15 protein-coding genes and 1 pseudogene are annotated in these 12,459 nt (G+C 60.7%); 8 read left to right on the top strand and 8 right to left on the bottom strand.

Features of this window, described 5'->3' with window-relative positions:
* Positions 1-44: 44 nt before the first annotated feature.
* The 3 genes from AC1DM5_RS01495 (at position 45) to AC1DM5_RS01485 (ending at position 3,243) form a co-directional block, all read left to right on the top strand.
* Positions 45-836, top strand: a complete 792-nt coding sequence (locus AC1DM5_RS01495; RefSeq protein ID WP_477819392.1) for an aminoglycoside phosphotransferase family protein — start codon at positions 45-47, stop codon at positions 834-836.
* Positions 837-1,241: 405 nt separating this feature from the next.
* Positions 1,242-2,072 carry an alpha/beta fold hydrolase gene (locus tag AC1DM5_RS01490; RefSeq protein ID WP_477819544.1) on the top strand — a complete coding sequence of 277 codons (831 nt, stop codon included), beginning with the start codon at positions 1,242-1,244 and terminating at the stop codon, positions 2,070-2,072.
* A gap of 229 nt (positions 2,073-2,301) precedes the next feature.
* Positions 2,302-3,243 carry an MBL fold metallo-hydrolase gene (locus tag AC1DM5_RS01485; protein ID WP_477819391.1) on the top strand — a complete coding sequence of 314 codons (942 nt, stop codon included), beginning with the start codon at positions 2,302-2,304 and terminating at the stop codon, positions 3,241-3,243.
* A 43-nt stretch (positions 3,244-3,286) separates the two neighbouring features.
* Here AC1DM5_RS01485 and AC1DM5_RS01480 read toward each other — a convergent pair whose 3' ends face one another.
* Positions 3,287-3,682 carry a GFA family protein gene (locus AC1DM5_RS01480; RefSeq protein WP_477819390.1) on the bottom strand — a complete coding sequence of 132 codons (396 nt, stop codon included), beginning with the start codon at positions 3,680-3,682 and terminating at the stop codon, positions 3,287-3,289.
* Positions 3,683-3,796: 114 nt separating this feature from the next.
* On the opposite strand from AC1DM5_RS01480, the pseudogene AC1DM5_RS01475 reads away from it, so the two are divergent.
* Positions 3,797-4,078 (top strand): annotated as a pseudogene (locus AC1DM5_RS01475) (hypothetical protein); the annotation flags it as partial.
* A 17-nt stretch (positions 4,079-4,095) separates the two neighbouring features.
* On the opposite strand, the gene AC1DM5_RS01470 reads toward AC1DM5_RS01475, so the two are convergent.
* Positions 4,096-4,470 carry a nuclear transport factor 2 family protein gene (locus AC1DM5_RS01470; protein ID WP_477974476.1) on the bottom strand — a complete coding sequence of 125 codons (375 nt, stop codon included), beginning with the start codon at positions 4,468-4,470 and terminating at the stop codon, positions 4,096-4,098.
* A 270-nt stretch (positions 4,471-4,740) separates the two neighbouring features.
* On the opposite strand from AC1DM5_RS01470, the gene AC1DM5_RS01465 reads away from it, so the two are divergent.
* The gene (locus tag AC1DM5_RS01465) at positions 4,741-5,490 is read left to right on the top strand and encodes an aminoacyl--tRNA ligase-related protein (protein ID WP_477974474.1); all 750 of its coding nucleotides are present in this window, start codon (positions 4,741-4,743) and stop codon (positions 5,488-5,490) included.
* A gap of 95 nt (positions 5,491-5,585) precedes the next feature.
* Here AC1DM5_RS01465 and AC1DM5_RS01460 read toward each other — a convergent pair whose 3' ends face one another.
* Entirely contained in the window at positions 5,586-5,993 is a 408-nt protein-coding gene (locus AC1DM5_RS01460; protein ID WP_477821371.1) for an NUDIX hydrolase, read from the bottom strand.
* Between the two features lie 135 nt (positions 5,994-6,128).
* On the opposite strand from AC1DM5_RS01460, the gene AC1DM5_RS01455 reads away from it, so the two are divergent.
* Positions 6,129-6,611 carry an HIT family protein gene (locus tag AC1DM5_RS01455; RefSeq protein ID WP_477821383.1) on the top strand — a complete coding sequence of 161 codons (483 nt, stop codon included), beginning with the start codon at positions 6,129-6,131 and terminating at the stop codon, positions 6,609-6,611.
* Positions 6,608-7,366, top strand: coding sequence for an NUDIX hydrolase (locus AC1DM5_RS01450; protein WP_477821370.1), 759 nt, complete (start codon positions 6,608-6,610; stop codon positions 7,364-7,366). Before AC1DM5_RS01455 ends, AC1DM5_RS01450 begins: the two co-directional genes overlap by 4 nt.
* Before the next feature lie 49 nt (positions 7,367-7,415).
* Here AC1DM5_RS01450 and tyrS read toward each other — a convergent pair whose 3' ends face one another.
* From tyrS to AC1DM5_RS01430, 4 genes are all read right to left on the bottom strand, one after another.
* Positions 7,416-8,705 carry a tyrosine--tRNA ligase gene (gene tyrS / locus AC1DM5_RS01445; protein WP_477821369.1) on the bottom strand — a complete coding sequence of 430 codons (1,290 nt, stop codon included), beginning with the start codon at positions 8,703-8,705 and terminating at the stop codon, positions 7,416-7,418.
* A gap of 185 nt (positions 8,706-8,890) precedes the next feature.
* Positions 8,891-9,367: an NUDIX hydrolase gene (locus AC1DM5_RS01440; RefSeq protein WP_477821368.1), complete on the bottom strand. Its 477-nt coding sequence runs from the start codon at positions 9,365-9,367 to the stop codon at positions 8,891-8,893.
* Between the two features lie 50 nt (positions 9,368-9,417).
* Entirely contained in the window at positions 9,418-9,633 is a 216-nt protein-coding gene (locus AC1DM5_RS01435; RefSeq protein WP_477821367.1) for a helix-turn-helix domain-containing protein, read from the bottom strand.
* Positions 9,634-9,643: 10 nt separating this feature from the next.
* Positions 9,644-10,222, bottom strand: coding sequence for a DUF2975 domain-containing protein (locus AC1DM5_RS01430; protein WP_477821366.1), 579 nt, complete (start codon positions 10,220-10,222; stop codon positions 9,644-9,646).
* A gap of 108 nt (positions 10,223-10,330) precedes the next feature.
* On the opposite strand from AC1DM5_RS01430, the gene AC1DM5_RS01425 reads away from it, so the two are divergent.
* A complete protein-coding gene (locus AC1DM5_RS01425) occupies positions 10,331-10,723 on the top strand; it encodes a chlorophyllide reductase (protein ID WP_477974472.1) in 393 nt (130 codons plus the stop codon).
* 155 nt (positions 10,724-10,878) lie between these two features.
* On the opposite strand, the gene AC1DM5_RS01420 is transcribed toward AC1DM5_RS01425, so the two are convergent.
* A complete protein-coding gene (locus AC1DM5_RS01420) occupies positions 10,879-12,252 on the bottom strand; it encodes a class II 3-deoxy-7-phosphoheptulonate synthase (RefSeq protein ID WP_477974584.1) in 1,374 nt (457 codons plus the stop codon).
* Between the last annotated feature and the right edge of the window lie 207 nt (positions 12,253-12,459).

The raw sequence follows: 12,459 nt of genomic DNA, 5'->3' as shown, positions 1-12,459 counted from the left end.
GCTATCTGGTTGCAAGTGCGATCATGGCTGCTGGGGGAGCAAGGATGCCGACATCAGATGACGAAACGCCACTCGCAGGCGGTAATATCAATGCCGGCGTCGTCAGGGTCGCCGATACGGTACGCCGTTCAATGAGCCCGAATAGCCGGAACGTGCACAGGCTGCTGAAGCAACTGGAATGGTGGGGTTTTGCCTATGCGCCTCGTTTCCTAGGTATCGATGACAGCGGAAGAGAAATCCTCTCTTACATGGCAGGCACGGCGACGATCCCGGAGACGCTCTGGGAGAATACCGCTGCCCTCACCGAATCCGCCACAATGTTACGGAAGTTGCACGATGCGACCCGAAGCCTGGACTTCGTCCCCGACGGCAATTGGGCCTATACCTACCCTCTTGCCGAACGCAATGACGTGATTTGCCACAATGATTTTGCGCCCTACAACATGATCTTTCGGGATGGTCTCCCGGTCGCGATCATCGATTTCGACCTCGCAGGTCCGGGGCCGCATCTGCGAGACCTCGCTTACCTCGCCTATTGGTTCGCGCCGCTTTCTTTTTCCTCCGAAGACCTAGCCGAACCCTCGGCCCGCGACCTTGCCAATGGCAGCAGCCGACTGAAGCTGCTCTGTTCAGCCTACGGCACCAGCGACTATGTCGGCCTGCTCGATATGGTCCTAGAGGTGCTGAACCACATGGCGGACGAGACGGCGGTTGCGAAGATGGTCGGTCGGGACGCGGCAACCAGGCTGCAAGAGGGCGGACACTTCAATCATTGGAAGAAGGAGGCCAGATCTTTCAACGAGAACCGGCCGGTCATCTGGCGCAATCTGCAATGATCGCTTCGGGCAATCCAGTTTGCTGATCGTCTGAAGGCGGTAATCTCGCTGGCGCCGGCAGCTTCGAGAATAAAAAGCTTGCGGATAACATACTGTCTTCATGAGGTTAGTACGTCTAATGGCGCATTGCCGTCATTTTTGCTTTGCATCAATTTACGACGGTTAACTCGTATCGCTGTCGGACGTGAGTCAGCTTGTTCTCGTCGAAGAGGCGCGGAGAAGCCCGCACGGAGGCAAGCATGCCACACGGAGGCGATCATGAGTGAACGCAGCATTGCACTGACGGCGGATGCCACACGGCGGGACGTTCTTCTGGCAGGAGGCGCCGCCATTGCGGCCATCGCCCTGCCGAAAGCCGCGCTTGCCGCAACCAGTCCAACATCACCAGAAAATTGGAGCCAGACCATGCCTTTCATCAAGACCAAGGACGGAACTGAAATCTTCTACAAGGATTGGGGTTCGAAGGATGCCCAGCCGATTGTCTTCCATCACGGCTGGCCGCTCAGCGCCGACGACTGGGACGCGCAGATGATGTTCTTCCTCGAAAAGGGTTTCCGCGTCATCGCCCATGACCGCCGTGGCCATGGCCGCTCCACCCAGACCTTCGAAGGCAACGAGATGGATACCTATGCGGCCGACGTTGCCGCACTGACCGATCACCTCGATCTCAAGAATGCCGTCCATATCGGCCACTCGACCGGCGGCGGCGAAGTTGTCCACTATGTCGCCCGCGCCAAGGAAGGTCGTGTCGCCAAGGCGGTGATCATCGGCGCCGTGCCGCCCATCATGGTCAAGTCGGACAAGAATCCCGGCGGCCTGCTGCTCGAAGTCTTCGACGGCTTCCGCGCAGCCCTCGTCGCCAACCGCGCCCAGTTCTTTTTGGATATCCCGACCGGCCCCTTCTATGGCTTCAACCGTCCGGGCGCCAAGGTCAGCCAGGGCGTGATTGAAAACTGGTGGCGTCAAGGCATGATGGGCGGCGCCAAGGCGCACTACGATTGTATCAAGGCCTTCTCCGAAACCGACTTCACCGAAGATCTGCAGAAGATCACGGTGCCCGTTCTCGTCATGCACGGCGATGACGACCAGATCGTCCCCTATGCCGATTCCGCGCCGCTGTCGGCCAAGCTGCTGAAGAACGGCACGCTGAAGACTTATCCCGGCTTCCCGCACGGCATGTGCACCACGCATCCTGAAGTCATCAACCCGGACCTGCTGGCCTTCATCAAGGCTTAAGTTTTTCTCTCGAAGACTTGCGAAGGCGCGCCCTTGCGGCGCGCCTTTTCATCCTGATATGCGGTCGTCACCGTCGTCAGGGAATGGTTGTCTGGTATAGTGTCCCGGCATCGGGCGTAAAGAACTGAAAATCAATGTAAATAATTGATAATATTGAATTTTATAGGCGAAGTCCCATCGCGCCCCTGTTATTGTCTCCGTATGGTGATATCTCAGAGGAGACGAGCAGATGAACAATCCGGATAATCTCGGCCCATCGGCCACGCGCCGTCAACTGCTGGCTGGCGCCCTCTCGGGCGCGGCGGCCCTTGCCCTGCCGCGCGGCACCTATGCGGCGGAGTTTCATCGCTTTACGCACGGCGCCTTCGACATCACCGTCGTCAGCGATGGCTTCATCACTCTACCCGCCGAAGTCCTGCTTCCCGATGCGACGCCGGAAGAGCGCCGACCGATCCTGGCGCGGCTCGGCGGYGATGCGGCCGGCGCGCCGGTTCAGGCCAATATCCCGCTCATCCGCCACGGCAGCGACCTGATCCTCATCGATAACGGCTCCGGCAGCCACTTCCAGGCCAGTGCCGGCAAACTCGCCGCAAACCTGAAGGCAGCAGGCATCGAGCCGGAAGCCATCACCAAGGTGATCTTCACTCACGCCCATCCCGATCATTCGGGTGCCACGACCGTGGCCGAAGGCAAGCTGCTCTATCCGAATGCCGACTATTTCGTCAGCGAGACCGAATGGAATTTCTGGACCGACAAGGACTATGAGACCCATATGCCATCAGCCCTGCACGATTTCGCCCGCGGCGCACAACGCGATCTCTTCGCGGTGAAAGACAGGCTCACCCTCGTCAAGCCGGGACAGGAAATCCTGCCCGGAATGCAGGTGATCGAAACATCAGGCCATACGCCGGGTCACATTTCCTTCGAGTTTGCCGGCGACGGCAATCTCCTCATCACGGGTGACGCCTGCACCAATGACGTGATCTTCTTCGAACATCCCGCCTGGCATTTCGGCTTCGACACCGATCCCGAAACCGCCCTGAAAAACCGCCGCATGCTGCTCGACCGCGCCGCTTCGGAAAAGATCAAGCTGCTGGGCTATCACTGGTCCTATCCCGGCGTCGGTTATGCCGAGCGCAAGGGCGAGGCCTACCGCTTCGCCAAAGCCTGAAGTGTGCATCGGCTTTGCGTCCGGAATTGCGTGAAACAAAACTCTAAGCGCGGCCTGCATATTGCGGGACGCCATCGGGGATCTCGTAGAAATCGCCCTTGTCGGCACAGAAGATATGATAGCCGAAGCGGAGCCCGCTCGGTTCGTCGAAAGCGCCGGCCAGGATGGACATGGCCGGCCCGCCGAGCCTCTGCCAGAACAGCGCCGAGCCGCATTGCGAGCAGAAACCGCGCCCGGCCTCATCGCTCGACTGAAACCAGCGCAGGTTTTCCTCGCCGGCAATAGTCAGCGCCGAAACCGGCACGTCGGCCGCGGCATAATAAAGCCCCGTCTGCCGCCGGCATTGCGAGCAATGGCAGCCGACCACGACGTCGGGCTTCTCCCGCGTTTCGAACCGCACCGCGCCGCACAGGCACCCGCCCGCATGATGTTCGCTCATTTCCGTTCTCCCCGAAGCAGCTGGGAGAGTGACGTCGGTACAACCGCCAGTCAAATCCAAAGCGCTGATCAAAGGCTTCAGGAAAACTGATGCTTTGGAAGAGGCAGAGCGCAGGATATCGCCGCCGGGACCATCAAGAATGTCTCGACCAAGGACACGCTGACCTCGACCGTCGCCAGTCTGCTCGCCAACACCGATATCCAGGTCACCGTCCTCGGCCTCGGCATCGGTCTGCCGAAGGCGGTGATCCAGGGCGCGTGCTCGACACGCTGACCGGGCTCACCAAGCCGCTCGACGAACTGCTCTTCAACACGCTGACTGCTCGGCATCAAGATCGGCGAAGCCGATGTCCGCGTCACCGATGTGCGCTGCCAGCAATCAGTGCTGGTGCAGTAGAGACAAGCTTCGTCGGCTCACCCCATTGGCGTGCCTTGATGGAAGACGATCTTCCAGCCTTCGTCTGTCCGGCGCCAGATGGTCGAATGGCGCGTTACGCGCTGCGGCTCTTCGAGTATGTAGGACAGAAGGAAGAGCCCATCCGCGAGCACCATGATGGTAAAATCCCGGCAGGGCCAATCATGCGGCTCTGACCCGTTCGCGTAGCGCGCAAGCGATGTTTCGATGGCATAGCTGCGCTGATAAACTTTCCCGCTCGCACCGATTTCCCAGAAATTGCTATCGGTCATCCGCTCGAGATCGGCCCGCGACGTGCCGAATTCCCGCCTGTGGAAGATCGGCTCACGGGCAGCAAGTTCTCTAAGAATATGGTCCAGATCCAGATCGCTCATGCCGCCAGAATGCATAAATGGCCCGGGTGCCGCAATGCGAAAAGCCGGTTTGACAAGCGCCCGCCCCGCAAGTACGAAGCTTGCCATGAGTTCTAACAGCGCGCCTCTCTCCCGTCTTGACCGCACCTGCCTGCAGGTTGCCGTTCTGCGCGCTTTTGGCGGACGAGGTCTCCGCGTCCAGTCGTGACGTCCGGATGCCCCAGGTGTCCGGCGAACTGCTGGACGTAAAGCCCCCATCATTCTGTTAGGGCTGCCAGGGAGACAGGCACCGTGCTCAATCTTTTCAACGTCAATTCGCTCGTCCACTGGGAAGAGCGTGAAATCAACATGCGCGACCATATGGTCCGCTTCTTCTCCGAGGAAGTGCGAACCTTCCTCCGGTCAGTTAACTCGGCCTGGGATATCAGACGGGTCGAGGCCCCGGCGCTGACGCCGCGTGCCCTCATCTCGGATGCCTATACCAATGCCGATATCTGGGTGCAGGAACAGCTTTCCGAAACCGATCCACCGCTCGTATTGAGGCCGGAAACGACGCCCTCCAGCTACGTCTACATGCAACACATTCTTGGCAATCATTCGAGAACGCGCCTGCCTCTCTGCGTCTGGCAGGCCGGTCGATCCTACCGGCGCGAGCAGGAGCAGCCGACCAAGCACATGCGGCTGAAGGAGTTCTGGCAGCTGGAATTCCAATGCGCCTACACAGCCGACAGCGGCAACGATTACCACGCCGCTTCGCTGGAACCCGTGCGCCGCATGATTGCCTCTCTCATTCCGCTGCCGACCCGCATCGTGCCCTCCGACCGCTTGCCTGCCTACTCGCAGACGACAGTCGATGTGGAGGTGGATAACGGCGACAAGTGGATGGAAGTCTGCTYGATCTCCCGCCGCACGGATTTTCCCGAGCGCTACAGGACGCAGCCGAAAAAGGGTCCGGCCGTCGAGCACGACGTTCTCGTCCTCGAAATCGCCATCGGCCTTGATCGCTGCGTCTACAACTGGAACTTGGCAACGAGTCTGTAAGCGAATGCGGGCCGGATCCATTAGGGGATCCGGCTCGCATTTTAAATATAGTTTTATTTATATGTATTGCCGCGCCTGAACGACGGCCTCAGCTGTCAACCCATGTCGCCAGGCAGAGACTGTCCCTGAAGCTCGCGGAAGATCGAACACCATTGCGGGTGCCCCATATCGTGAAGGACCTCGGCCTCACCAGGCGTGACCCATTGCATCGCCGTATGTTCATCACCTAGCAATACAGGCTCTTCGCCCTGCCATTCGCTCACCAGAAAGAGATGGTAGGTGGTACCTTGTTCGACATGCTTGGCGACCTTTCGAAACCGCAACGGGGCAAGGCCGATCTCCTCGTTTGCCTCGCGCACCATTGCCGCCTCGGGGCTTTCGCCGGTTTCAACATGGCCGCCGACCAGATCCCAGCAATCCGGAAAGCGCTCTTTGTGCCCTGCTCGCCGGACCAGCAGAACCCGGCCCTCTCGCCAGAAGATGGCGCATGCAATATCAGTCAAAAACATTTCCCTTCGATGCGTCCGCAATCTGCCTCGACAACAGGCGAAAGTCACTTCCCGTTGCCCTTGCCGAAGCTTGTTATCGTCGGCCACTGTGCGAATCCGCGCAGGCGCCACGCGATGGAGAAACAGTCCTTGGAAATTCCCGAACAGTTTCATGTATCCGAAACATCAGGCTGGCTGGTGAACCATCGCATCAATTCCGCCCTGACCGGCTATCTCATGGTCAGCTCGCGAAGCTTCACCAATGACCTGTCCGAACTCTCGCCCGAAGCCCTCGCCGAACTCGGCCCTCTGCTGGCAAGGGCGCAGACGGCTCTCGGCACGGTGCTCGGCGCAAAACGCGTGTACATTGGTCGCTATGGCCACGCGCCGGGCTACCCCATCCATTTCCACATCATTCCGATCTACGACTGGGTGGAAGATCTCTTCTGGCAGGACGAGCGCTATCGCCTGCTCCAGACCTTCGCCGAAGGCCCCGGCGAAACCCCGACCGATGGCGCAGAGCTGACCTTCTTCGTCTGGCGGGAATTCTGCGAGCGGGCCGAGCCGCCGCCGATAAAGGGACTGTCCGTTACCGAGACTATCGAATTGCTGAGAAAGACATTGCGCACATGACATTTGCAGACCAGGCATTCACGATATCGGTCGATCATATCCATTGCCGCCTTGCCGGAAGCTTCCACCTCTCCGATCAGATCGAGGCGCTGCGGAAGGCGGGCTGGGATCGCTTCCTCGCCAGACATCCCGCCGCCTTTGACGGACAGCTTCTGCGCATGGCTGCGCATCGCGTCGAAGAAAACAGGCTGATCATCACGGCGCAGAGCACTTGCTTTTCCGCCTATGTGGCGACCCGCCATGCCGGCTTTGCCGAGGAGCACCCGCAGGCCGAGCGCGCCGACCCGCTCGGGCTCACCGTCGTTCTTGTCACCGCAGACCAGCACGTAATCGTCACCAGGCGAAGCCTCACCGCGGAGCAAAATCCCGGCGCTCTCGATCTGATCGGCGGCTACGCGGAACCAACGGGAGGCGAAGAGATCGATCTCTTCGACGAGGCGGCCCGCGAGCTTGCCGAGGAGGTCGCCGTCACCGATATCGACCGCGCCTCAGCCTTCGGCATCGGTCTCGCCTACGATCCGACCTACTGCCATCCGGAGCTTTTCCTGATGGCATCAAGCCGCTCCACCGCCGCCGAAATCCTCGACGGCGCCCACCATGCGCCCGACCGTAACGAGGCAGCCGAACTCTTCGTATCACCACTGAGTGACATCCTGAACAACGAGGATTTCATGGCCGGCTCTGCCAGGACATGGAGCTTCCTCAACGCTCAGGCTTTCCTGCAGCAGCATTTCCGCACGCACAATGCCCTGTAACATCAGGGAGCGGTCGCCTACGTGACATAGGCGCCCGCCCCCGATGGCATCACGGTTTCGGCCGCAACAGCACGTGCTTCTTCCGACCAACCGACAGGCGGATGACGCCACCCTCCATATCCGCATAGCCGAGCCGAATGGTTTCATCGCTGACGCTGTGGCTGTTGACGCGAACCCCGCCTCCAAGGATCAGCCGTCGCGCTTCGCTTTTCGATTTCGCAAGCCCAGCTGTCACAAGCGCATCCGGCAGCCCAAACCCATCACGCAGTGCCTCGACTTTGACCGCGACCGTCGGAAGGCCGGCAGCAGCCTCGCCGTCCTCGAACATGCGCCGGGATGTTTCAGAGGCTTCCGCCGCCGCATCTACGCCATGGCAGAGCCGTGTCATCTCATCCGCCAGCACCTTCTTCGCCACATTGATTTCGGAGCCGCCAAGCCTTTCCAATCGGGCGATCTCGTCAAGCGGCAAGTCGGTAAAAAGTCGCAGGAAACGGCCGACACCGGCATCCTCGGTGTTGCGCCAGAACTGCCAGAATTCGTAGGGCGACAAGCGGTCGGCATTCAGCCACACGGCGCCCGCCGCAGCACTCTTGCCCATTTTCGCGCCCGAGGCGGTCGTCAAGAGCGGCGCCGTCAGTCCGAACAGCGTTCGCCCGCCGGCGCGCCGGCCGAATTCCACGCCACTGAGGATATTGCCCCATTGGTCCGAACCGCCGAGCTGCAGCAGGCAGCCGTGGCTTCCGGCAAGCACATGAAAGTCATATCCCTGCATGACCATGTAGTTGAATTCGAGCAGCGAGAGCGACTGCTCCCGCTCCAGCCGCTGGCGCACGCTTTCGGATGTCAGCATGCGGTTGACGGAAAAATGCGGGCCGACATCGCGCAGAAAATCCAGGTATCTCAGATTGCCCAGCCAATCGGCATTGTTGACCATGAGCGCGTCGGTCGGCCCCTCGCCGAAGGTGAGGAACCGTTCGAAGATCCGCCGGATGCCGGCGAGATTGCCGGCGATCTGCTCTTCGCTGAGCAAGGGGCGCGACGTATCGCGAAAGCTCGGATCGCCGAGCCGGGTCGTCGCGCCGCCCATCAGTGCGATCGGCCTGTTACCGGTCTTCTGGAACCAGCGCAGCATCATGATGGGGATGAGATGGCCGACATGCAGGCTGTCGGCCGTCAGATCGAAGCCGTTATAGGCCGTGCCGATCCCGGCACTGAGCCAGCTATCGAGCGCTTCGAGGTCGGTGCATTGCTGGATGAAGCCGCGCTCGGAGAGAACACGCAGAAACTCGGATCGAAGCTTGGTGGAAGGCTGGAAATTGATGGTCACAAGGGTCTCCATGAGGGCCGATCAGGCCGGAGACCTTCTGTTGAAACACACGCCGCCGACCGTGCGGCGTTTCGGGTTTCGAATAGATAACCATCGCCGCTCTATGGGAGCAGCGCGTAATACAGGCCGGAAAGGGTCGGTACACGGGTCATACAGCTTGCATACAGGGCGTGTGAGGCGGCCACAAGGGGTTTCTGTCAACGGCGCACCGCACTCGGCAAGCCGGGCAGCGCAGCAGCGATCGCCATCATGTCAACGATGCCATCTGGAAAGACGATGTCGGCAGTATCCAGCAGTTCAGAAACCGACCACCAATGGTGAGCCGCCATGACCTCCCGCTCCAGATCCGTCCAGCCACTGTCGGAGATCGCGCCGCGTTCGGCGCGCACGGCAAAGAACTGCTCCTCGGCCCACACCGTCTCGCCATCGGGTAGCCGCAGATCGAAGGACCGGCTGCCGATCGATGTCCCCACCTGCTCCGCATGAAGGCCTGTCTCTTCCCGCAGTTCGCGTAGAGCCGCCTCCTCAAACGTTTCCCCCTCCTCGAGCCCGCCGCCCGGTGTCGCCCAATATTGGCTGCCCGCAAGGGCGCCGGACCTGAAGACGAACTTGAACAGCAGGACGCAGTCGAACTGGTCGAGCAGAAGTAGCCGTGCCGACGGACGTGTTCGCATCAAACTTACCTTCTTGTGTGATCGATAGCGTGTGGCGAACCGTTAGAGGCTTACTCTTCCACATCAGGTTCATGCCGCAGAAGATCGCCCGGCTGACATTGCAGATATTCGCAGATCTTTTCCAGCGTATCGAAGCGCAGGCCCTTCACCTTGCCCTGCTTCAGCAGCGACAGATTGGTCTCGGTAATGCCGACATATTCGGCAAGCTCTTTCGCCTTCACATTGCGCTTGGCCAGCATCACGTTCAGCGTCACCCGGATAACCATGTCACTATCCCTAGACGAACTGCGCGTTTTCGTCGGCAATCGCGATCGCTTCCGACATCACCCAGGCCATGACGGCGACCGTACCGGCAAAGATCAGCGCCAGCAGCGTATCCGAACCAATGCTGAGGACGAGGCTCATATGCGCCGCTCTCACGCCCCAGCTGAGCAGCAGCGAGAGCGCCGCACCGGCAACCGGCTTCAGCATCGCCGAAGCGACGACCGCGATGGCAAAGGCTCTCAGCCAGCCGACCGTCTCGCCCGAAAAGACCTCGCCGCGAGCAAAGGCATCAAAGCAGCGCCGGGCAAAGACAAGCCCTGCGATCAGCGCGCCGAGCGGCAGCATGGAGATTAGGAAACCCGAGGTCCGCAGCCCGTATCCCGGCTCGCTCAAACCAACGCCATCTAGACCAGCCCGCGCCAGCAGGCTGCCCGCCGGCGTCATCAGCCAGTAGAACAGCATCGCGGCGGCAAGCAGCGCCGCCGTGCAACTGCAGAGCGTCGCCATGATCAGGCTCAGGCCGCGGATACGCTGCCGGCGTCGGGAATGTGCTGTTCGGGCGGTCTCATCAGCAGGTGCAGCCGTCGCCATGGTGCTTTCTCTCCGTTTGCTGTCAGCCATAATGATCAGAAAATTATCGTTTGACAATGATTAATATCTACAGAACAAATATAACCGTTCGACCCAACGGAGATATCAATGATCAGTCACAGGTTCGCGACTTTTGTCGCCACGCTTTCGCTCGTCCCTGCCCTCGGTGCGCCACTCGCTTTCGCTGCCCCATCCACCAGCCGGGGCCAGATTTCCGTCGCCCAGGTCATGGAGATGCTGGACAAGGCCCCCAATGAGACCACCGCGCGCCAGGTGCTGACCGCCTATCTCGCTGGCGTCGGCGAGACCGCAGGTGCTCTGGCCGATGATGCTGGCGAAGCCGCGCCTGCCGCATGCAAGACACGACTGAGCCTCAGCGACAAGACCGCCCGAAAGGCGCTTGAGGCAGAGGCCGACAAGGCGAGCTGGTCCGACACGCCGGCTACGCCGTTGATCGTGCGGGATATGGTCAGCCGTGCCGGGTGCAGGATCGGTAGGTAATTGAGCACCATTCGTCAGATAGAGTCGGAGCGGCGCATCCTCTCCCCCCTCATCTCTGTGCTTGTCACAGAGATGAGGGAGTGTGGGGTGTGCCGATCCACAAACAAAAAGCCCGGCGCTAGGCCGGGCTTCTCAAACTCTATCGGCTACTCGCTTCAAGCGTGCGCAGCCATCCGCTTCTCATCGCGGCCGCCCTTCATGCGCTCGGCCAGCAGGAATGCCAGCTCCAGTGCCTGGTCGGCGTTGAGGCGCGGGTCGCAATGGGTGTGGTAGCGATCCTGCAGGTCTTCGGCGGTAACGGCGCGGGCGCCGCCGGTGCATTCGGTCACGTCCTTGCCGGTCATCTCGATGTGGATGCCGCCCGGATGCGTGCCTTCGGCGCGGTGGATCTGGAAGAAGCTTTCGACTTCCGAGAGGATCCGCTCGAAGGGGCGCGTCTTGTAGCTGTTGAGCGTGATCGTGTTGCCATGCATCGGGTCGCAGGACCAGACCACCTTCTTGCCCTCGCGCTCGACGGCGCGGATGAGCTTCGGAAGGTTGTCGGCTACCTTGTCATGGCCGAAACGGCAGATCAGCGTCAGGCGCCCGGCTTCGTTGCYAGGGTTCAGCGCATCGATCAACTCGATCAGGTTGTCTGGCTGCAGCGACGGGCCGCACTTGAGACCAACAGGGTTCTTGATGCCGCGGAAATATTCCACATGCGCATGGTCGAGCTGGCGCGTGCGGTCGCCGATCCAGATCATATGGCCTGACGTCGCGTACCAGTCGCCGGAGGTGGAGTCGACGCGGGTCAGCGCTTCTTCATAGCCAAGCAGCAGCGCTTCGTGGCTGGTGAAGAAATCGGTCTCGCGCAGGCTCGGGTTATTGTCAGGGGTGATGCCGATCGCCTTCATGAAATCCATGGTTTCGCTGATGCGGTCGGCAAGCTTGCGGTAGCGCTCGCCCTGCGGGCTGTCCTTGACGAAGCCGAGCATCCACTTGTGCACGTTGTCGAGATTGGCATAGCCGCCCATCGCGAAGGCTCGCAGCAGGTTCAGCGTCGCGGCCGACTGGCGGTAAGCGTCGAGCTGGCGCTCCGGACTCGGGATGCGGGCTTCCGGCGTGAATTCGATGCCGTTGACGATATCGCCGCGATAGCTCGGCAGTGAGACACCATCCTGCGTTTCCATCGGCGCCGAACGCGGCTTGGCGAACTGGCCGGCGATGCGGCCGACCTTGACCACCGGCAGCTGGGCGCCAAAAGTCAGCACGACGGCCATCTGCAGGAAGGCGCGGAAGAAGTCTCTGATGTTGTCGGCGCCATGCTCCAGGAAGCTTTCGGCGCAGTCGCCGCCCTGCAGCAGGAAGGCGTTGCCTTCGGCCACATTGGCGAGAGCGCTCTTCAGGCGGCGGGCTTCACCGGCAAAAACGAGCGGCGGATAGGTGGCAAGCACGGCTTCCGTTGCCGCCAGCGCGGCCGCATCAGGATATTCCGGAACCTGCTGGATTGGCTTGCTCCGCCAGCTGCTCGGGGTCCAATTCTGTGCCATGTCACTCATCTGCTTCCCCATCCGGTTTGCCTCGGATGCCTGCCCGTTAAAGAATGCGGCGGCTTATAAACCTTTCGGCTCCCCTTGCCTAGCGCATTCGGCGCCCGGGAGAGTTTCGATCGGCGGCTCGCAGCGTCACTCTGGCTGCGCCAATATGACATCGAAACTGGCGTTAAGACGATATATACCATGCTATTTTCCGGCTAA

The organism is Rhizobium sp. 01T437, assembly GCF_056398505.1.
The sequence above is the reverse complement of the archived record's forward strand: the minus strand, read 5'-3'. Positions and strand labels throughout refer to the sequence as shown.

Excerpts from the sequence above, each read along its gene's own strand:
- AC1DM5_RS01495 (WP_477819392.1), top strand. The coding sequence starts at position 45 with ATGCCGACATCAGATGACGAAACGCCACTCGCAGGCGGTAATATCAAT.
- AC1DM5_RS01490 (WP_477819544.1), top strand. The coding sequence starts at position 1,242 with ATGCCTTTCATCAAGACCAAGGACGGAACTGAAATCTTCTACAAGGAT.
- AC1DM5_RS01480 (WP_477819390.1), bottom strand. The coding sequence starts at position 3,682 with ATGAGCGAACATCATGCGGGCGGGTGCCTGTGCGGCGCGGTGCGGTTC.
- AC1DM5_RS01470 (WP_477974476.1), bottom strand. The coding sequence starts at position 4,470 with ATGAGCGATCTGGATCTGGACCATATTCTTAGAGAACTTGCTGCCCGT.
- AC1DM5_RS01450 (WP_477821370.1), top strand. The coding sequence starts at position 6,608 with ATGACATTTGCAGACCAGGCATTCACGATATCGGTCGATCATATCCAT.
- tyrS (WP_477821369.1), bottom strand. The coding sequence starts at position 8,705 with ATGGAGACCCTTGTGACCATCAATTTCCAGCCTTCCACCAAGCTTCGA.
- AC1DM5_RS01440 (WP_477821368.1), bottom strand. The coding sequence starts at position 9,367 with ATGCGAACACGTCCGTCGGCACGGCTACTTCTGCTCGACCAGTTCGAC.
- AC1DM5_RS01435 (WP_477821367.1), bottom strand. The coding sequence starts at position 9,633 with ATGGTTATCCGGGTGACGCTGAACGTGATGCTGGCCAAGCGCAATGTG.
- AC1DM5_RS01430 (WP_477821366.1), bottom strand. The coding sequence starts at position 10,222 with ATGGCGACGGCTGCACCTGCTGATGAGACCGCCCGAACAGCACATTCC.
- AC1DM5_RS01425 (WP_477974472.1), top strand. The coding sequence starts at position 10,331 with ATGATCAGTCACAGGTTCGCGACTTTTGTCGCCACGCTTTCGCTCGTC.